The 20,031-nt window shown below is 63.9% G+C and carries 15 protein-coding genes; 8 read left to right on the top strand and 7 right to left on the bottom strand.

The features are described from left to right. Position 1 precedes the first annotated feature (1 nt). The 3 genes from AC27VQ_RS24165 to AC27VQ_RS24155 all read right to left on the bottom strand — a co-directional run bounded on the left by AC27VQ_RS24165 (position 2) and on the right by AC27VQ_RS24155 (position 3,530). Positions 2-1,084: an ABC transporter ATP-binding protein gene (locus AC27VQ_RS24165; RefSeq protein WP_488718326.1), complete on the bottom strand. Its 1,083-nt coding sequence runs from the start codon at positions 1,082-1,084 to the stop codon at positions 2-4. Between the two features lie 42 nt (positions 1,085-1,126). Further along, positions 1,127-2,644 (bottom strand): glycerol-3-phosphate dehydrogenase, encoded by a 1,518-nt coding sequence (glpD, locus tag AC27VQ_RS24160; protein WP_488718325.1) that lies wholly within the window; start codon positions 2,642-2,644, stop codon positions 1,127-1,129. 115 nt (positions 2,645-2,759) lie between these two features. Next, complete coding sequence (locus AC27VQ_RS24155) at positions 2,760-3,530, bottom strand: DeoR/GlpR family DNA-binding transcription regulator (RefSeq protein ID WP_313522315.1); 771 nt, start codon at positions 3,528-3,530, stop codon at positions 2,760-2,762. Positions 3,531-3,667: 137 nt separating this feature from the next. On the opposite strand from AC27VQ_RS24155, the gene AC27VQ_RS24150 reads away from it, so the two are divergent. Beyond that, the gene (locus tag AC27VQ_RS24150) at positions 3,668-4,438 is read left to right on the top strand and encodes an SDR family NAD(P)-dependent oxidoreductase (protein WP_488718324.1); all 771 of its coding nucleotides are present in this window, start codon (positions 3,668-3,670) and stop codon (positions 4,436-4,438) included. Between the two features lie 30 nt (positions 4,439-4,468). Here AC27VQ_RS24150 and acuI read toward each other — a convergent pair whose 3' ends face one another. After that, the gene (gene acuI, locus AC27VQ_RS24145) at positions 4,469-5,464 is read right to left on the bottom strand and encodes an acrylyl-CoA reductase (NADPH) (protein ID WP_488718323.1); all 996 of its coding nucleotides are present in this window, start codon (positions 5,462-5,464) and stop codon (positions 4,469-4,471) included. A gap of 103 nt (positions 5,465-5,567) precedes the next feature. On the opposite strand from acuI, the gene AC27VQ_RS24140 reads away from it, so the two are divergent. From AC27VQ_RS24140 to AC27VQ_RS24110, 7 genes are all read left to right on the top strand, one after another. Further along, positions 5,568-6,461 (top strand): LysR family transcriptional regulator, encoded by an 894-nt coding sequence (locus AC27VQ_RS24140; protein WP_488718322.1) that lies wholly within the window; start codon positions 5,568-5,570, stop codon positions 6,459-6,461. Positions 6,462-6,645: 184 nt separating this feature from the next. Continuing rightward, on the top strand, positions 6,646-7,125 hold the full coding sequence (locus AC27VQ_RS24135; protein ID WP_313522307.1) for a formate dehydrogenase subunit gamma: 480 nt from the start codon (positions 6,646-6,648) through the stop codon (positions 7,123-7,125). After that, entirely contained in the window at positions 7,122-8,678 is a 1,557-nt protein-coding gene (locus AC27VQ_RS24130; protein WP_488718321.1) for a formate dehydrogenase beta subunit, read from the top strand. The genes AC27VQ_RS24135 and AC27VQ_RS24130 overlap by 4 nt, the downstream gene beginning before the upstream one ends. Then, positions 8,675-8,890 (top strand): DUF4287 domain-containing protein, encoded by a 216-nt coding sequence (locus tag AC27VQ_RS24125; RefSeq protein ID WP_488718320.1) that lies wholly within the window; start codon positions 8,675-8,677, stop codon positions 8,888-8,890. Before AC27VQ_RS24130 ends, AC27VQ_RS24125 begins: the two co-directional genes overlap by 4 nt. Positions 8,891-8,944: 54 nt before the next feature. Then, positions 8,945-11,824, top strand: coding sequence for a formate dehydrogenase subunit alpha (gene fdhF / locus AC27VQ_RS24120; protein WP_488718319.1), 2,880 nt, complete (start codon positions 8,945-8,947; stop codon positions 11,822-11,824). Positions 11,825-11,832: 8 nt separating this feature from the next. Next, on the top strand, positions 11,833-12,666 hold the full coding sequence (gene fdhD, locus AC27VQ_RS24115) for a formate dehydrogenase accessory sulfurtransferase FdhD (protein WP_488718318.1): 834 nt from the start codon (positions 11,833-11,835) through the stop codon (positions 12,664-12,666). 3 nt (positions 12,667-12,669) lie between these two features. Further along, complete coding sequence (locus AC27VQ_RS24110; protein ID WP_488718317.1) at positions 12,670-12,933, top strand: formate dehydrogenase subunit delta; 264 nt, start codon at positions 12,670-12,672, stop codon at positions 12,931-12,933. A gap of 67 nt (positions 12,934-13,000) precedes the next feature. Here the strand turns inward: AC27VQ_RS24110 and AC27VQ_RS24105 are convergent, their stop codons facing one another. The 3 genes from AC27VQ_RS24105 to AC27VQ_RS24095 all read right to left on the bottom strand — a co-directional run bounded on the left by AC27VQ_RS24105 (position 13,001) and on the right by AC27VQ_RS24095 (position 19,969). Continuing rightward, positions 13,001-14,782, bottom strand: coding sequence for a methyl-accepting chemotaxis protein (locus tag AC27VQ_RS24105; RefSeq protein ID WP_488718316.1), 1,782 nt, complete (start codon positions 14,780-14,782; stop codon positions 13,001-13,003). Positions 14,783-15,183: 401 nt separating this feature from the next. Next, complete coding sequence (locus AC27VQ_RS24100) at positions 15,184-15,660, bottom strand: chemotaxis protein CheW (RefSeq protein WP_313522294.1); 477 nt, start codon at positions 15,658-15,660, stop codon at positions 15,184-15,186. A gap of 139 nt (positions 15,661-15,799) precedes the next feature. After that, a complete protein-coding gene (locus tag AC27VQ_RS24095; protein ID WP_488718315.1) occupies positions 15,800-19,969 on the bottom strand; it encodes a translocation/assembly module TamB domain-containing protein in 4,170 nt (1,389 codons plus the stop codon). Positions 19,970-20,031 lie beyond the last annotated feature (62 nt).

Below are 20,031 nucleotides of genomic sequence, written 5' to 3'. Positions count from 1 at the left end.
CTCAGGCCGCCGCGACGGCCGGCTCGGCGATCGCCCTGCCGTCCGTGCCGAAGGCCATCAGATGGCGCGTGTCGACGTGGACGGTGATGATCGCATCCGGCTCGATGTCGTGGATGCCCGGCGAGAGCATGACCCAATGGTTGCCCTCGAATTCGATGTAGATGAAGCTTTCGGAACCGGCGATTTCCGAGATCGCGGTGCGCGCCTGGAGACTTGCCGAAGAAGCATTCTGGCTTGAAAGCGACAGGTGGTGCGGATGGAAGGCGATGGTGCAGGGACCGTCCGCCAAGGCCGCAAGATGCGCCGGCACCGGCAGGACCGGCTTGCCGCCGACCTCGAACTGGCCGCCCTTTTTGGCGACCTGCATCGTGTTGAGCGGCGGATCGGCGAAGGTGCGCGCGGTCAGGAGATCGTTCGGACGGCGATAGACGTCGATGGTGCGGCCGAACTGCGTGATGCGGCCTTCCGACAGCGCCGCCGTGTTGCCGCCGAGCAGCAGCGCCTCGGACGGTTCCGTCGTCGCATAGACGAAGATAGCACCGGAGGCGGCAAAGATCTTCGGCAGTTCGAGGCGCAGCTCCTCGCGCAGCTTGTAATCGAGGTTGGCGAGCGGCTCGTCGAGCAGCACGAGGCTGGCATTCTTGACGATGGCGCGGGCAAGCGCCGTGCGCTGCTGCTGACCGCCCGAGAGATTGAGCGGCGTACGGTCGAGATAGGGCGTGAGCTTCAGGAGCTCGGCCGCCTTGCGCACTTCGCGGTCGATGGTCGCCGTATCGGCCCCCTTGATGCGCATCGGCGAGGCGATGTTCTCATAGACCGTCAGCGCCGGATAGTTGATGAACTGCTGATAGACCATGGCGACGCCGCGATCCTGCACGCGCACGCCCGTCACGTCCTTGCCGTCGAACCAGACGGAGCCTGATGTCGGCTTGTCGAGGCCGGCCATGAGCCGCATCAGCGAGGTCTTGCCCGACAGCGTCGGGCCAAGCAGCACGTTGAGCGAGCCCCGCTCGAGCACGAGATTGGTCGGGTGGATATGCGTTTCCGCCCCCGCCACCTTCGCGATGTTTCTAAGTTCAAGCATTCCTATCTCCATCGTTCCTCCCAGCCACCGGATCAGGGTGTGCTAGTGGGGCGCCGCCTGTGCGGCCGCCATGTAGTCTTCGAGTGCCGCCGCTTGCGCGGCCGTCAGGTGCAATCCGCGTTTGGTCCGCCGCCACAGCACGTCTTCGGCGTGCCGGGCCCACTCTTCCTGCATCAGCCAGCGCACTTCGCGCTCGTAGAGATCGCTACCGAAATGCTGTCCGAGATCCGCCGCGCTTGTCGCGCCCTCCAAAAGGGCTGCCGCGCGGGTGCCGTAGAGGCGCACGAGCCGGCGGGCATGAGCCGGGACCAGGAAGGGGAAGCGCGCCGAAAGCGCCTTCACTTCCGCGTTGAAACCGTCGACCTTGAAATCGCCGCCGGGCAGGCGGGACTGCGCGGTCCAGCGGCTGCCCTTCGTGCCGATCGATTCCGAAATCTTCTCCAGCGCGGATTCGGCAAGACGCCGGTAGGTGGTGAGCTTGCCGCCGAAGATGTTGAGCAGGGGCGCCTGGCCCTCGCCGCCCTCGACCTTCAGCACATAGTCGCGTGTCGCTTCCTGCGCCTTGCTGGCGCCGTCGTCGAAGAGCGGGCGCACGCCGGAATAGGTCCAGACGATATCGTCGCGCGTCACCGGCTCGGCGAAATATTCGCTCGCCGAGGCGCAAAGATAGCCGATTTCCTCGTCGCTGATGCGGACATCACGGGGATCGCCCTGATAATCGCGGTCGGTGGTGCCGATCAGCGTGAACTCTTCTTGGTAGGGAATGGCGAACATGATGCGCCCGTCCGGGTTCTGGAAGAAATAGGCGCGCGGATCGGAGAATTTCTTCTTCACGACGATATGGCTGCCCTGCACGAGGCGCACATTGTGGACGTCGTTGCGGCCGAAGGCGGAGGAAAGGACCTTGTCGATCCAGGGACCGGCCGCATTGACCAGCATACGGGCACGCACCGTCTCGCGGGCGCCGGTTTCGACATTCTCCGTCTCGACATTCCAGTGACCGTTCTCGCGGCGCGCAGCAACGACCTTCGTGCCGGTGCGGATATCTGCGCCACGGTCGGCGGCGTCGCGGGCGTTCAGCACGACAAGACGCGCATCGTCCACCCAGCCGTCGGAATATTCGAAGGCCTTGCGGAACAGCTTCTTCAGCGGCCCACCGGCCGGATCCTTGGCAAGGTCCACCGTGCTGGTCGCCGGCAGGAGCTTGCGGCCGCCGATATAGTCATAGAGGAACAGGCCGAGGCGGATGAGCCAAGCCGGACGCGGCCCGCCCTTCTGGAAGGGCAGCACGAAACGCATCGGCCAGATGACATGCGGCGCCATCGCCCAGAGCACTTCGCGCTCCATCAGTGCCTCGCGCACGAGGCGGAATTCGTAATGTTCGAGGTAACGCAAACCGCCATGGATCAGCTTGGTGGAAGCCGAGGACGTGCCGGAAGCAAAGTCCTTCATTTCGGCAAGCACGACCGAATAGCCGCGGCCGGCAGCATCGCGCGCAATGCCGCAGCCGTTGATGCCGCCACCGATGACAAAAATATCGCGGATGCCGTTGCCGTCCAAGTTCCCCTCCCATTTCGCATTGCACAATATGCGCGCAGTTGCGAAAGCAAGCGGAGTTAAAACGAAAACATTTCGAATGTCAAACGAATGCGAGTAGAAATAGCATACCGTTATGTCAGGCCTGTGAAGCGGTCTCCACAAGACGCACGTCATGTTCCTGGCAAATGGCCCGGATGCCCTCGAAAGGACAGCTGTCGGTGATGAACGTGTGGACCTGCGAGAGGTGGCCGATGCGCACCGGTGCTGTCCTTTCGAATTTCGTCGAATCCGAAACCAGGATGACATGGCGGGCATTCGCAATGATCGCCTGCGCCACCTTCACCTCGCGATAGTCGAAATCGAGCAGCGCGCCGTCCTCGTCGATGGCCGAAACGCCGATGACGGCGTAGTCCACCTTAAACTGGCGGATGAAATCGACGGCCGCTTCGCCGACGATGCCGCCATCCGCCCCACGCACCACGCCGCCGGCAATCACCACCTCGATCGAGGGATAGACGCGCAAGCGATTGGCGACATTGATATTGTTGGTGATGACCATCAATTCCTTGTGGTCGAGCAGCGCCTCGCCAACGGCCTCCGTCGTCGTGCCGATATTGATGAAGAGCGATGAATTGTCCGGGATCACGGCGGCGGCGGCACGGCCGATCGCCTGTTTTTCGGGGGCCGCGATGGAGCGACGCGCCTCGTATTTGACATTCTCGTTGCCGCTCGGGAACAGCGCGCCGCCGTGGATGCGCGTCAAAACCTTGTTGTCGCAGAGGTCGTTCAGGTCCTTGCGGATGGTCTGCGGCGTCACGGAAAAACGTGATGCCAGGTCTTCCACGAGCACGCGGCCCTCGGTTTTGGCGAGATCCACGATCTCCGCCTGTCGACCCGTCAGAAACATAGACACCTCCCACTGCTTTCGTTTTTTTTCATCATATGCGAAAACGAAAGCACATCAATTGATCGATCCCGCCTTCTTGGAGTGTGCGCCACTTTTTGTGATACTGCGCGGATCGCAGGTGACCGGGAGGACAGCACATGTTTCATCCAGCCTTGTTCAAGGGCGCCAATGTCGTCGTGACGGGGGCCGGCCGCGGTATCGGCCTGGAGATCGCCCGGCAGTTCCTCGATTGCGGCGCCCATGTGCTGCTGCATGGTGGCCGCGCCCCGGCGGGACCGCTCCCCGAATTCCTCGACATCGCGGTGGCGGAAGCGCGTGCCCACATCGTCTATGCGGATTTCCTGGAGGAAGGCGGCATCGGCGCGATCCTCGAGCTGACCGATAGCCTCTTTCCGCATGTCGACGTGCTCATCAACAATGCCGGCACCATGGTCGGCCGTTTCCCGGCCGCCGACCTTACCGACGAACAGTACGAAACCGTCGTGCGCCTCAACCAGACCTCCGTCGTCGAGGTGACGCGTTCGCTTCTGCGTTCGCTGCGCCGGGCACCGCAAGCCGCGATCGTCAACACTGTGTCGATTTCCGCGCTGACCGGCGGCAGCCCCGGCTCGGCGATCTATTCGGCGACGAAAGCCTTCGTCTCGACCTATTCGAAGGGCCTTGCCCGTGAGCTTGCGCCCGATGGCATCCGCGTCAATTGCGTTTCGCCCGGCACCATCACCACCGATTTCCACGAACGCTACTCCTCCGCCGAGAAGCTGGAAGCGACGCGCAAGACGATCCCGCTGCAACGGCTCGGCACGGCGGAAGACTGCGCCCCCGCCTATCTCTTCCTCGCCTCCAATGCCTTGTCCGGCTACATCACCGGCCAGGTGCTGGAGGTGAACGGCGGCCAGCTCATCTGCTGACCGCTTTCGCCGTCAGGCCCGTCAGGCCCGTCAGGCGTTGACGTCGACGACCACGCGCCCCTTCACCTTGCCCTCCAGGATCTGGTTGGCCAGATTCGGCAAGTCGGAAAGCCGGTGCTCGACGACCATGGCCTCAAGCTTATCCATCGGCAGGTCGGAGGCGATGCGGTTCCAGGCATCGACACGCTGGTTATAGGGGCGGTTCACAGAATCGATGCCGAGCAGGCTGACGCCGCGCAGCAGGAACGGAATGACCGTGAAGGACGGCACGCCAGCGCCCGCCGCAAGACCGACCGAGGCGACGGCCCCGTCATATTTCATCTGCTTCAGCACCCGCGCCAGCATGTCGCCGCCGACGGCATCCACCGCCCCCGCCCAGCGCTCGGATTCGAGCGGCTTGCTGTTCGGTTCGGCCAGGTCCGCGCGGTCGATGACCGCTTCCGCACCAAGCTCCTTGAGATAGCCTGCCGTTTCCGGCCGCCCCGTGACAGCCGCGACCGAATAGCCGAGCCGCGCCAGAAGCGCCACGGCCACCGAGCCGACGCCGCCGGCCGCCCCCGTCACCAGAACCTCGCCCTTCAACGGCGACAGCCCGGCCTTTTCCAGCGCGATGACGGACATCATCGAGGTGAGCCCCGCCGTGCCGATCGCCATGGCCTGCCGGGTCGACAGTTCCTCCGGCAGCGGCACCAGCCAGTCGGCCTTCACTTTGGCGCGGGTCGCATAACCGCCCCACCAGACCTCGCCGACACGCCAGCCGGTCAGCACCACCCGGTCGCCCGGCCGGTAGCGGGGGTCGTCGGAAGCCTCCACCGTGCCGGCGAAATCGACACCCGGCACGTGCGGGAAGGTGCGCACCAACCCGCCCTTGCCATTGATGCAAAGCCCGTCCTTGTAGTTCAGCGTCGAATATTCCACCGCGACGGTGACATCGCCATCGGGAAGCCGCGTGTCGTCAAGCGTCTGGATCGATGCCGTCACCGCGCCATCGGCGGCCTTCTCTACCAACAGTGCCTGAAACGTCATCCTCGTCCTCCTCGTTTTCGCTGCGTCGCACCAGATATAGGGCGGAGCCCATTGGTGCCGCCACTGTTCTTTTGTATCAAGAGAGCGGAGGCGCACTTCTGACATGATAGACAAGCTCGAATATTTCATCGCGCTCGCCCGCGAGCGGCATTTTGCCCGCGCAGCGGAGGAGCTCGGCATCTCGCAGCCGACGCTGTCGGCGGCGATCCGCCAGCTGGAGGACCAGCTCGGCGTGATGCTCGTCGTGCGCGGCTCACGATTCCAGGGCCTGACGCCGGAGGGCCAGCGCGTGCTGGAATGGGCGCGCCGCATCGTCGGCGACACCCGTACCATGCGCGAGGAGATGCGCGCGGCGCGAAAAGGCCTTTCCGGCCATATCCGCCTGGCCGCCATCCCGACGACGCTCGCCATGGTGCCGCGCATCACCGCGCCCTTCCAGGAAAAGCACCCCGACGTCACCTTCTCGATCGTCTCCACGACCTCGATCAAGATTCTCGGCCTGCTCGAAAATCTCGAGATCGATGCCGGCCTCACATATCTCGAAAACGAACCGCTCGGCCGCGTCACCAGCGTGCCGCTGCTGCACGAGCACTATTGCCTGATCACCGCCAAGGGCAACACCTTCTCCGATCGCAAAACCGTGACCTGGCAGGAGGCCGGCAGCGTTCGGCTTTGCCTATTGACCGCCGACATGCAGAACCGCCGCATCATCAACCGCCATTTCGCTGAGGCCGGCGTTACGGTGGAGCCGTCGCTCGAAGCCAATTCGATGATCGTGCTGTTCTCCCATGTCCGCACCGGACGCTGGTCGAGCATCATGCCGCGCAATGTCGCAAAATCCTTTGGATTTCCTGAGGAAATCAGTATAGTTTCCCTTATCGACCCCGAACCGCACCACACGGTCGGCCTCGTCGCCACCCATCGCGAGCCCTTCACGCCGCTCGTCTCCGCCCTGCTGCACGAAGCGCGCGTGCTGGCCGAGAAGGGAATGGATTGATAGGAATTTCCTATCAGGCAACGGCTTTCCTTTATTGACCCGCCGCCCCCCGACTGAGAAGCTGTGCGGATATGCTGCGGGGATCGACAGGGTTCCGGTCTTCGCCGAAGAATTTCAATAGCATCGGCGCGACGGAACCCGTATTCTGACCGTGGTTCATTCGTGTCGGTTGGGAGGCCTGGCCATGAATGTGCACGTTACCGGCAGCGATGTCGGCGCCAGAACGCTAGCGATCGTCAGCGAACTGAAGGGGCTCGAAGGGCCGCTTCTTCCCATCCTGCATGAAATTCAGGCCGAGTTCGGCTATGTGCCGCAGGAAAGCCTGCCGGTCATCGCGCGCGAACTGAACCTGTCGCGCGCAGAAGTGCACGGCGTCGTCACCTTCTATCACGATTTCCGCGACCACCCGACGGGCCGCCATGTGCTGAAACTCTGTCGCGCCGAGGCCTGTCAGTCGATGGGCGGAGATGCGGTCGCCGAGCGCATCAAGGCGCTGCTCGGCATCGATTTTCACCAGACGACGCTGGATGGTGCCGTGACGCTGGAGCCCATCTACTGTCTCGGGCTCTGTTCCTGCGCACCCGCTGCGATGTTCGACGGCGAGGTGCATGGACGGGTCGATGCCGACCTTGCGAAAGACCTCATTGCGGAGGCCCGCTCATGACCGTTCGCCTCTACGTTCCCCGCGATGCTGCAGCGCTCGCCCTTGGCGCCGACCGCGTCGCCAAGGCGCTCTCGACCGAAGCCCATGCCCGCAAGCTCGATATCGTCATCGTGCGCAACGGCTCGCGCGGCATGCACTGGCTGGAGCCGCTGGTCGAGGTCGAGACGGCCGGGGGCCGCATCGCCTACGGCCCGGTGAAACCGTCCGATGTCGCGGGACTCATCGATGCCGGCCTGCTGGAGGGCAAAGCCCATCCGCTCTGTCTTGGCGGAACGGAAGACATTCCGTTCCTGAAAAACCAGACCCGCCTCACCTTTACCCGCTGCGGCCTCATCGATCCCGTCTCGCTTGACGATTACAAGGCGCATGGCGGCCTGAAGGGCCTGGAAAAGGCCATCGCCATGGCTCCGCTCGACGTGGTCAAGGAGGTCACCGACAGCGGCCTGCGCGGCCGCGGCGGCGCCGGCTTCCCGACCGGCATCAAGTGGAAGACCGTGCACGATGCGCCCGGCGCCCAGAAATACATCGTCTGCAATGCCGATGAGGGCGATTCGGGCACCTTCGCCGACCGCATGATCATGGAAGGCGATCCCTTCGTGTTGATTGAGGGCATGGCGATTGCCGGCCTCTCGACCGGTGCCACCAAGGGCTATGTCTATACCCGCTCGGAATATCCGCACGCCATCGCCGTGATGAACGAGGCCGTCGCGGTCGCCCGCGCCGCCGGGGTGCTCGGCCCCTCGGTGCTCGGCTCCGGCAAAGCCTTCGACATGGAAATCCGCGTCGGCGCGGGCGCCTATGTCTGCGGCGAGGAAACCGCGCTGCTCAATAGCCTGGAAGGCAAGCGCGGCATCGTACGCGCCAAGCCGCCGCTGCCGGCGCTTCAGGGTTTTCTCGGCCGCCCGACCGTCGTCAACAACGTCATCTCGCTCGCCTCCGTGCCCATCATCATGGACAAGGGTGCGGCCTATTACCGGGACTTCGGTATGGGCCGCTCGCGCGGCACGATCTCGATCCAGATCGCCGGCAATGTCAGACATGGTGGCCTCTACGAGACCGCCTTCGGCCTGACGCTCGGCGAAATCGTCGATGAGATCGGCGGCGGCACGGCCTCCGGCCGCCCGGTGCGCGCCGTGCAGGTCGGTGGCCCGCTCGGCGCCTATTTCCCGCGCGCGCTGTTCGACACGCCCTTCGACTACGAGGCTTTTGCCGCCAAGGACGGCCTGATCGGCCATGCCGGCATCACCGTCTTCGACGACACGGTCGACATGCTGAAACAGGCGCGCTTCGCCATGGAGTTCTGCGCCGTCGAGAGCTGCGGCAAGTGCACGCCCTGTCGCATCGGCTCGACACGCGGCGTCGAGACCGCCGACAAGATCGCACAGGGTATCGAGCCGGAGAAGAACCGCGAACTGCTCGCCGATCTCTGCAACACCATGAAGTTCGGCTCGCTCTGCGCGCTCGGCGGCTTCACGCCCTACCCGGTCATGAGCGCCATGACCCATTTCCCGGAGGATTTCTCCCCGGCACCGATGGTGGAGGCTGCGGAATGAGCGAGACGGAGAAGGTCAAAGGCCCGGCCTCCTATTTCCCCTCCATCGAGAAGAAATACGGCCAGCCGATCGAGCATTGGAAAGCCATCGTCCGCGCGCAGGAGGGCAAGACGCATATGCAGATCGTCGCCTTCCTCAAGGAAACGCACGGTCTCGGCCACGGCCATGCCAATGCACTCGTCGCGGCGACGCTCGCCGAGGCGAAGTCGTAAGAATTGAACCCAAGTCGCCGCTGAAATGCGGCGCGAGACGATCCGGAGGTTCCCATGTCCCTCGTTCCTGAAATCGACTTCGGCACGCCCGCCGCCCGTTCGGAAAAGATGGTAACGCTCACCATCGACGGGAACGAGATCACCGTTCCCGAGGGTACCTCGATCATGCGCGCCTCCATGGAGGCCGGCATCCAAGTGCCGAAACTCTGCGCCACCGACATGGTCGATGCCTTCGGCTCCTGCCGCCTCTGTCTCATCGAGATCGAGGGCCGCAACGGCACACCCGCCTCTTGCACAACGCCCGTCGCACCCGGCCTCGTCGTCCATACCCAGACGAGCCGGCTGAAGAGCATCCGCAAGGGCGTGATGGAACTCTACATCTCCGATCACCCGCTCGACTGTCTGACCTGCGCGGCCAACGGCGACTGTGAATTGCAGGACATGGCCGGCGCCGTGGGCCTGCGCGACGTGCGCTACGGCTATGAGGGCGACAACCACGTCAAGGCGCGCAGCAACGGCGAGGCCAACGCCCGCTGGATGCCAAAGGACGAATCGAACCCCTATTTCACCTATGACCCGTCGAAATGCATCGTCTGCTCGCGCTGCGTGCGCGCCTGCGAAGAGGTGCAGGGCACGTTCGCGCTGACGATCGAGGGTCGTGGCTTCGACAGCCGTGTCTCGCCCGGCATGCACGAACATTTCCTCGAATCCGAATGCGTCTCCTGCGGCGCCTGCGTGCAGGCCTGCCCCACGGCGACGCTGACGGAAAAATCGGTCATCGAGATCGGCCAGCCGGAACATTCCGTCGTCACCACCTGCGCCTATTGCGGCGTCGGCTGTTCCTTCAAGGCGGAAATGCGCGGCGAGGAGCTGGTGCGCATGGTGCCGTGGAAGGATGGCCAAGCCAATCGCGGCCACTCCTGCGTGAAGGGTCGTTTCGCCTATGGCTATTCGACCCACCGCGACCGCATCCTCAACCCGATGATCCGCGAAAAGATCACCGATCCCTGGCGCGAAGTGAGCTGGGAAGAGGCCTATGCCCACACGGCTGCCGAGTTCCGCCGCATCCAGTATCAATACGGCCGCGATTCCATCGGCGGCATCACCTCGTCGCGCTGCACCAACGAGGAGACCTACCTCGTCCAGAAGCTGATCCGCGCCGGCTTCGGCAACAACAATGTCGATACCTGCGCCCGCGTCTGTCATTCGCCGACGGGCTACGGTCTCGGCCAGGCCTTCGGCACTTCGGCTGGCACGCAGAATTTCGATTCAGTCGAGTTCACCGACGTCGTCATCGTCATCGGCGCCAACCCGACGGACGGCCACCCGGTCTTCGCCTCGCGCCTGAAGAAGCGCCTGCGCCAGGGCGCCAAGCTGATCGTCATCGATCCGCGCCGCATCGACCTCGTTTCCTCCCCTCACGTCAAGGCGTCCTACCACCTGCCGTTGCGCCCCGGCACCAATGTCGCCGTCGTCACCGCACTCGCCCATGTCATCGTGACGGAAGGCCTCTACGACGAAAAGTTCATCCGCGAGCGCTGCGACTGGTCGGAATTCGAGGACTGGGCGAGCTTCGTCGCCGAGCCGCGCCACAGCCCGGAGGAAACCGAGGCGCTGACCGACGTGCCTGCCGAAGCGCTGCGCGGTGCTGCCCGCCTCTTCGCCACGGGCGGAAACGGGTCGATCTATTACGGCCTCGGCGTCACCGAGCACAGCCAGGGCTCGACCACCGTCATGGCCATCGCCAACCTCGCCATGGCGACCGGCAATATCGGCCGTGAGGGTGTCGGCGTGAACCCGCTGCGCGGCCAGAACAACGTGCAGGGCTCGTGCGACATGGGCTCCTTCCCGCACGAACTGCCGGGCTACCGCCACATCTCGGACGACTCGACGCGCGAAATCTTCGAGAAGCTCTGGGGCGTGATGCTCAACGACGAGCCGGGCCTGCGCATCCCCAACATGCTGGACGCCGCCGTCGAGGGTACGTTCAAGGGCATCTATATCCAGGGCGAGGACATCCTTCAGTCGGACCCCGACACCAAGCACGTCTCAGCCGGCCTCGCCGCTATGGAATGCGTCGTGGTGCAGGACCTGTTCTTGAACGAAACCGCCAACTACGCCCATGTCTTCCTGCCGGGCTCGACCTTCCTGGAAAAGGACGGCACCTTCACCAATGCCGAGCGCCGCATCAACCGCGTGCGCCGCGTCATGACGCCGAAGAACGGCTATGCCGACTGGGAGGTGACGCAGAACCTCGCCCAGGCGATGGGTCTTGGCTGGAACTACAGCCATCCCTCCGAGATCATGGACGAGATCGCCGCGACGACACCGAGCTTCGCGCTGGTCTCCTACGACTATCTCGACAAGGTCGGCTCGGTGCAATGGCCCTGCAACGAGAAGCATCCGCTCGGCTCGCCGATCATGCACACGGATGGCTTCGTGCGCGGCAAGGGCAAGTTCATCCGCACGGAATATGTCGCGACGGATGAGAAGACCGGCCCGCGCTTCCCGCTGCTGCTCACCACCGGCCGCATCCTCAGCCAGTACAATGTCGGCGCCCAGACGCGGCGCACCGAAAACGTGCTCTGGCACGAGGAGGACCGGCTGGAAATGCATCCGCACGATGCGGAAAACCGCGGCATTCGCGATGGCGACTGGGTGCGGCTGGCCAGCCGCGCCGGCGAGACGACGCTGCGAGCGCTCGTCACCGACCGCGTCTCGCCCGGCGTCGTCTATACGACCTTCCACCATCCAATGACGCAGGCCAACGTCATCACCACCGATTTCTCCGACTGGGCGACCAATTGTCCGGAGTATAAGGTAACGGCGGTGCAGATCTCGCCGTCGAACGGTCCGTCCGACTGGCAGGTCGAATATGACGAGCTGTCGCGCCAGTCCCGCCGCATCAAGGGCAAGCTGGAGGCAGCGGAATAGGAACGCCCGTGCCGGATTTTCCGACCCACAGCAAAGTCACGGAAGCCGCCCGCCGCAACGGGCGGCTCAGCGATGGCGAGCGCTTCGTGCCAGAGGAAACCCCGGTCGCCTTCTCCTATGCCGGCTCGACCCATGCCGTAATGATGGCGACACCCGCCGATCTCGAGGATTTCGCCACCGGCTTCAGCCTCACCGAAGGCATCATCACCGATCCTGCCGAGATTGAGACCATCGAGATACTGGCGGAAGATAAAGGCATCGACCTGCAAATCCGCCTCGCTGACGCGCAGAACGACGCGCTGACCGCCCGCCGCCGCCACATGGCCGGTCCCGTCGGCTGCGGCCTGTGCGGCATCGAATCGATCGAACAGGCCGTGCGCATCACGCCCTCTGTACGTTCGTCATCACTTACACTTTCCGAAAACGAGGTCGTCGAAGCCGTACGGCTTCTCAACGGCCAGCAGCCGCTGCATATGGTGACACGCGCCGTGCATGGCGCAGGCTTTTATGTACCCGGCCAGGGCCTCATCGCGGTGCGCGAGGATGTCGGCCGGCACAATGCGCTCGACAAGCTCGTGGGTGCGGCACGCCGGGCGGGCCACGCGGGCGAAGCCGGCGCGGTCGTCGTGACGAGCCGCGTCTCAGTCGAGATGGTGCAGAAGACGGCCATCATAGGCAGCCCCTTCATCATCGCCATTTCCGCACCAACGGCGCTTGCCATCCGCACGGCTGAGGAGGCCGGCATGACGCTGATCGCGCTGGTGCGCGGCGAGGATTTCGAGATTTTCACCGGTGCGGAACGCATCGTGCCCGGCACCGAGCGGCGCCTGGGCAACGGTTAGGAGATGAGCATGTCCGAAGGCAACAAGATCATCCGGATGGCAAACCAGATCGCCACCTTCTTCCATTCGCAGCCGGCAAGCGAAGGCCCCGGCGGCATCGCCACCCATATCAACAAGTTCTGGGAGCCGCGCATGCGGCGCCAGTTCTTCGATATCGTCGACAATTACGGCGGTGAAGGCCTCGACAGCCTCGTGCTGCAGGCCGTGCCGCTGATCCACCGTCCCAAGCCGGCCGAGGTGCCGCCGGCCGCAAAAGCCTCAGCTTGAAGCAACCTCCGCATCCAACAAAACGGCCGGCATAGCGCCGGCCGTTTTGCATTTCAGGATCGGGTGATCAGAATTCTTCCCAGCTCTCCGCCACCGCAGCATTGCCGGACGACCGCATCGTGCGCGCGACAGCGTGAAGTTGCGCAGTCGGCTGAGGCGAGACGGCCCGTGGAGCGCGGGCCGTCCCCTGCCCGCCCGCCGCACCGTTTCCGGCAAGCCGGAAGCGGCGGATCAGAGCATGCAAGGCATCGGCTTCGCGCGCCATGGCGTGGCTCGCTGCCGTGCTTTCCTCGACCATCGCCGCGTTCTGCTGCGTCGCCTGGTCCATCGAATTGACGGCGGTGTTGATCTCGCGAAGGCCCGTCGATTGTTCGCGCGAAGCCTCGACGATCGCCGCCACGTTCGTGTGAACCTCCTGCACCTGCGTCAGGATTTCCTCAAGCGCGCGGCCCGTCTCGTCGACGAGCGCCACGCCGCTCTTCACCTGTTCACCCGACTTGGTGATAAGCGCCTTGATCTCCTTGGCGGCACTGGCCGAACGCTGGGCCAGTTCGCGCACTTCCTGGGCGACGACCGCAAAACCCTTGCCGGCTTCACCGGCGCGGGCGGCTTCGACACCGGCATTCAACGCCAGAAGGTTGGTCTGGAAGGCGATGTCGTCGATGACGCCGATGATGTTGGAGATTTCGCGTGACGACTGCTCGATCTGCCCCATGGCATCGATCGCCTTCTTGACGACGACGCCGGATTTTTCCGCCCCCGTCCGGGTCTTGGCAACCAGCGAGCCGGCCTCGTCGGCGCGACGGCTTGAATCGCCGACCGTCGTGGTGATTTCGTCGAGAGCGGCTGCGGTTTCCTCCACGGAAGCCGCCTGCTGTTCCGTCCGCTTGGCGAGGTCGTCCGCCGCCGAGCGGATTTCCTGCGCACCCGAGGCAATGGCATTCGCGTTCGTCTCGACCGTGCGCATCGCCTCGTGCAGACCGGCAACCGCCTCGTTGAAGTCCTTGCGCACCATCTCCATGGACGGCACGAAGGGCGTCTTGAGGTTCTGCGTGAGATCGCCTTCCGAAAGCGCCTTCAGCGCGCCGCCAAGCGCATTGATCGCCGACATGCGCTCGGTTACGTCGGTCGCGAATTTCACGACCTTGCAGACGCGGCCGTTGAGATCGCGGATCGGGTTATAGGCGGCCTGGATCCAGATTTCCTTGCCGCCCTTGCCGTAGCGCACGAATTCGTTGGAGATGAACTGCCCATTGGCGAGATTTTTCCAGAAGTCCGCGTAGTCCTGTGTCTGCGCATAGGCGGGATCGCAGAACATGCGGTGGTGCTTGCCGCGGATTTCCGAGAGATCGTAGCCGAGCCCCGCGCAGAAATTCTCGTTGGCCGTAAGGATTTCGCCTGTTGGCGTGAATTCAATGACAGCCTGGGAACGGGAGATGGCGTCGAGCTTGGCGGCATCCTCCGTCGCCCGCATCTTCACGTCGGTGATATCGGTCGCGAACTTGACAACCTTGTAGGGCTTGCCGCCACGAAAGACCGGATTGTAACTCGCCTGGATCCAGATCTCCTTGCCGTCCTTGCGCAGGCGCTTGTAACTCGACGAATCATATTCGCCGCGCCCGAGCCTCGCCCAGAACTGCCGGTATTCGTCGCTCGCTGTATAGGCGGCTTCGCAGAAGATGCGGTGATGTTTGCCGACGATATCCTTCAAGTCGTAGCCGAGTGCCTTGCAGAAGTTTTCGTTGGCGGTGAGAATATTGCCGTTGAGATCGAACTGGATCACGGCCTGCGAGCGCGACAGCGCCTCGATGATGTGGCCTGCATCCATGGACTTCATAAATGAAAGCATGACCTGTTCCCTTGTACGTCGGCCACGGTTTCAATGATGGTTGCCCGCGTGGCGATCGTCTGTTGCCAGTATCGACATGAGCTGCGGCGCAGATCATGGTATCAAATCGTCGGTTTCAATCAGCGCGGGAGGACATCGCTTCGTCGCCGGATTGCCTAACTACAATCAAAGATGGAGTGACAGCTTTAACAATTGATGAAAATCAATAGGTGAATTTTAAGTTCGCTTACATAACAATAGCTTACAATTGCAGACAACTTCATGTTGCTTACGTTACGTCAGGAAGACCTTTTTCAGACCACTCGCAATATCCCCCAGAAGTTGTATCAACCTGTAGGCAACAAAAAACCGCCGTGCGTGGGCGCGGCGGTTTGCAATTTCAAAGCGGGTGCGGCGAGCGCTTAGGCCGCCATGTCGTCCATGTCGCGTTCCTTGAACATGCGCGCGAGGTTGAGGAAGCAGATCATGCCGTTTTCATGGGCGATGATGCCCTCGGCATAGGCCTTGTCGAAGGAGGTCGTCACTTCCGGCACAGGCTGTATCTGTTCGCTGCGGATGGTGAGGATGTCGGATACGCGATCGACGACCAGGCCGACGACCATGCTGTGCACTTCGGCGACCACGATGGCGCTGCGCTCATTGGCTTCCGTGCTCTTCATGCCGAGCTTGTGCGCGAGGTCGATGATCGGGATGACCGTACCGCGCAGGTTCATCACGCCGATAACGTCAGGCGGCGAATGCGGGATCGGCGTGGAGGGCGCCCAGCCGCGGATTTCGCGGATCGTCGTCGTCTTCACGCAGAATTCCTGCTCATGCAGACGGAATGCGATGATTTCGAGCGTGTCGCCAGCAAAGGTGGCCGTAGGGATGGAGGTCATCGGAATCTTTCCAGGTTGGTCTGCGTCGTGGATCGATCCTATGCACGCCCTGGTTAAAATCTTTCAAACGTCCGGCACTTTGTTGAGCCTCAGGAGAAAAGCCCGCACACGGCGGGCCTCCTCATGGCACTCGACAGCCTCAATATTCCTTTTCGTAAAAGATGCCCGCCCCGGCGCTGCCGCCGCTGCCCGCCTCGCCGCGCAGCTTCAGGCCGCGGCCGACATCGAGATTGATCACGGCCTTGGCACCGTTCGTCTCCGGGTCCTGCTTCAGCTCGATATAGGTCCGCTCGTTGAGATATTTGCCTGCCGAAACCGCCGCGCGCCCCTCCGCATCCGTGGTGATGTCGAGATCGTCGACGCCGAGCTTGCTGCGCAGGCTGTCGAGCAGCCCCGTCGACTTGCCGCCAGCCAGCTGGCTTGCCGCCGAGGCAAGCTGGGCGATCTGCACCGCCGACAGGTTCGACATCGACCGGTTGAAGATCAGCTGGGCGAGGATTTCGTCCTGCGGCAGCGAGGGTGAAGACGCAAAGGTGACAGTCGGGTTGCTGGCGAGGCCGGCAACCGTGACGGTGATTTCCGTCGTGCCGGCAGAGCTTCCCGCAACGAGATTGACCGTCGGCACCAGCCCGCCGGCAAAGCCGATGTGAGCGGAAGTGAAATCAAGCCGGCGCGTCAGGATTTCCATGCGCCCGCGCTCCAGCTCGAAACCGCCGGAAACGATCGGCGACGAGGACGTGCCGGTCACCTTCAGGCTGCCGCCCAGTTCCGCATTGATGCCGCGGCCACGCACGAAGAGCTGGCCGGGTGCCTCGATCGTCAGATCGAGCGCAATGCCGCGCGCAGCGCCATCCCCGCCCTGATCGCGATTGACATCCGCCGTCATGCGCTTGACGTCCGCGGGCGCGTTGCGATGCTTGATGGCGATCTCGGACAGCGACGCTGGCAGCTTTTGCGGAATGACGACGCTCGCCTTGTTGATATGCACCTTGCCACCGAGCGCGAGGTTCGCCACCGGCCCCTTGAGTGTCAGGTCGCCAGCGACGTTTGCCGTCACCAGCGTGCCGTCGACATAGACGATGTCGCCGAGCTTGATCGCCACATCGACCGGGAAGCCGCTCGCCGGATCGATGCCAACACTGCCTTTCGCCGAAAGCTGGCCGCCGCTCGACAGCTTGCCGGAAACGGCCTCGATCACCGCCTGCTTGCCGTTCATGGTCACGCGGATCGTCAGGTTCTCGACGGCCAGATTGCGGCGCACATCGACCAGGCGGGCGCCGCTTGCCGTGATGCTGCCGGTGACGGAGGGCGCGGCGGCCGTGCCGCCGATCGTCACGTCCACATTGGCATTGCCCGTGAGCACGAACCCCTGCGCGGAAAGCTGGCTTTGCAGCATGCTGAACGGCACCGTGCCGTTGAATTTCAGGCCAAGCGGAGTGGCGCCACCGATATCGACCTTGCCGCCACCGCGGAAGGACAGGCCGCCACCACCCGACAACACCGTGTCGAGCGTCACCTGGTTGTTGGCGAAGGCGCCCTTGGCATTGATGGTGAGCGCGCCGATGCCGGCGCTGCGCGTCTGGCTCGTCACCGCGCCACCCCAGTCGAGCGCATAGTTGACCACGGGTGCGGCCGCCTTGCCTTTTACGGTCACCGTGCCGCTGATCGTGCCGTCCGCATCGAGGCCGGCCGCGAAATTGTTGACGAGGGCCGCCGGCAGCGCATCGAGGCGCACGGATAGATCGAGGTTTTCACCCGCCTTGCCGGAGACGGCGACCGTGCCGCGCCCGGCCTGAATGGTCAGACCGTCGAGCGTCGCCACGCCGTTCGTCACGCCGATCGTCGTCGCCTTGGCAAGCTTCAGGGCGATGCGCCGAGGGGCAGCTTCAAACGCCTGCAGGGCGACATCCAGCCCGCCGTCGCGCTGGAGCACCTTGCCCTTGGTGACGAGCGGTGCACCGTCGAGGCGACCGGAGAGGTCGAAATTGGTCGCCTGCCCGGCACGGTAAAAATCGAGCTTCAGCGCTTCCAGCCGGTTCTCGCCCGAGGCGACGCGCTCGGCGCGCACCGTGCCCGAAATCGCAGCGGTCGCAAGGTCGGCAATGTCGAGATCGACCGCCGGCTTGGTGATGCTGACAGCATCGCGGCTGATCGCCGAGCCGGACGCCTGCACCGTCGCCGACGTCTTGCCGTTGCTTGTCGCGATCTCCACCTGGCCCGAGAGATCGCCGGCCGCCTTCTGGCCGGCCATGGCGGCGAGCAAGCCGAGATCGGGAAAATCGAAGCGGATCGTGCCGTCAGGCATGAAGTTCGGCGCCAGCGCCAGCGAACCCTTCAGCGTGTTCGGCCCGATCTCCGCCTCCAGCACCGGCACCGAAATGCGCCCGCCTTCGGAGGCGATGCTGGAGCGCACATTGATCGCCTGGCCGTCGAGCGCACCGGTTGCCGTCAACTCGCCGGAGGGGCTGTCGGCAACGGCCTTGCCCTTCAGCGTCACCACGAGATCGCTCAGCGTGCGGCCGGAGAGCGTCGCACCGCTCGATGTCACCTTGGCCGAAACGTCGAGCCCGTCGATGGGGCCGGTCGCGGAAAAATCGAAAGCAGCCTCGCCCTTGGCGTCGGCCAGCAGCTTGCCGAGGGCCAGAACCTTGCCGGTCAGCGCCGCCTGGAGATTGCCCTTGCCGAGCGAAACCGTGCCCGTCGTCTCCAGCGTGCCCGACTTCACGTTGAGGCCGGAGAGCTCGATCGCACCATCGCTCGCAAGCTGGACGCGCCCTTCCATGGCAATCGTCGTGTCGATCTTGCCGGTCAGCGCCGGCGGCAGCACGGCGGGCAGCGCGAAGAGGCGGAAATTGACATCGGCCTCGCGGCTTTCGAGCCCATAGCGGCCGGAAAGCGTGCCGCCGATGCTGGCGCTTTCCAGCGTTGCCGGATCGAAGGCGATCTCGGTCGGCGAGACATTGAGCGCCGCAACGATCTTGGCGGGGCCTTTTACCGTGCGGTCGAGATCGGGATTGGCAAAGGCCGTCATGCCGGTCTCGACCGTCGCATCGATGCGGCCGGACTGGCTTGCCACGTTGAAGGCATCGCTCTTTGCGCTGATGCGAATGTTCTCGATACGCCCGGCCGGCAGTTCGGCGGAGACAACGGAGGCGTTGGCGCCCAGCGCCGCGGCATTGGCTTCACCCTTCAGCGATACATCGGCACCGGCGACCAGTATGCGTGCATCACCCTCGGCGAGCGGCCAGCGGAAATCGATCGGGCCGTCCCGGCCGGACAATTTGACGTCGAGGTCGTTTGCGCCCTTGGCGCTGACGGTGCCCGAGGCGGCAAGCGTCATCGCCCCCGTCGAGATCGAGCCCTTCTCGATGCGCAGCATGTCCGTGCCGTCGAAGGCGGCCACCACGTCGATGCCGGTTTCGCCTGTAAACAGCGGACGAAGCTGCGGCGGCATCAGCGCGTCGAACGTGCCGCCGCCGGCCAGAGAAAGCGTATGCAAACCGTTGGTCGCAAGATCGTGCCGGCCGTCGATATGCAGCATTTCCGTGCCGTCGAGCGCGGCCGAGAGACGGCCCTTCCACTGCGACAGCGGGCCATCGCCCGTCAGGCGAATTGCCACGGCCGGGTCGTTCGGCAGCTTGAGCAAGGCGGCGAGAATGCCGCCTTTCGGCTCGGCGACGTCGGCCTCAAGGCGAAGCTGATTGTCGGCCGGGTTGAAGACGATATCGGCCACGACGCGCGCATCCGGCCGCGCCTTTTCCGAGGCCGAGAGTTTGACCGCAACGCTTTCGGCCGTCGCATCGCCGCTGCCCGAGAGAACGATGCGCTGGTCACGGCCTGCGACCGTGCCGGAGACGAACAGTTCCGGCACCTGCAAGGCGCCGACATGCACCTCGACCGGCAGCGTGAAGGGCGTATCGGACTTTTCGGCATCCGCCTTGGATTCCGGCAGGCGCAGCAGGGAGATGGACGCGGCGGAAATGCGCTGCGCATCGAAACGGAAACCGAGCAGGCTCAACGGCGACCAGTCGACCGAGAGGTCCTTGACCTCGGCATAGGTGCCCTTGGCGTCGCCGACGGTGATCGTCTTTGCCCGCAGCCGTCCGGTCAGCAGGCCGGAGGGTTCGCTGATCGAGACGACCTGCCCGCTCGACGCGGCAATCTTCTCCACATAGGCGACGGCAAAGCGCGCGCCCGCATCGGTAAAACCGACGAAACCGACAAGCCCGACAAGAACAAGCAGAAGGATGACGATGCCGTAACCGAGATAACGGAGCGTTGCGCGGAGAATTCGGGACAGCCTGTTCATGCTTCATCCATTTCGCGTGCGGGGAGCGCAAAGAATCGCTCGTGTCCGTCTTGAATCCGAAT

Source organism: Shinella sp. 20P9.1.1 (assembly GCF_057798995.1).
The sequence above is the reverse complement of the archived record's forward strand: the minus strand, read 5'-3'. Positions and strand labels throughout refer to the sequence as shown.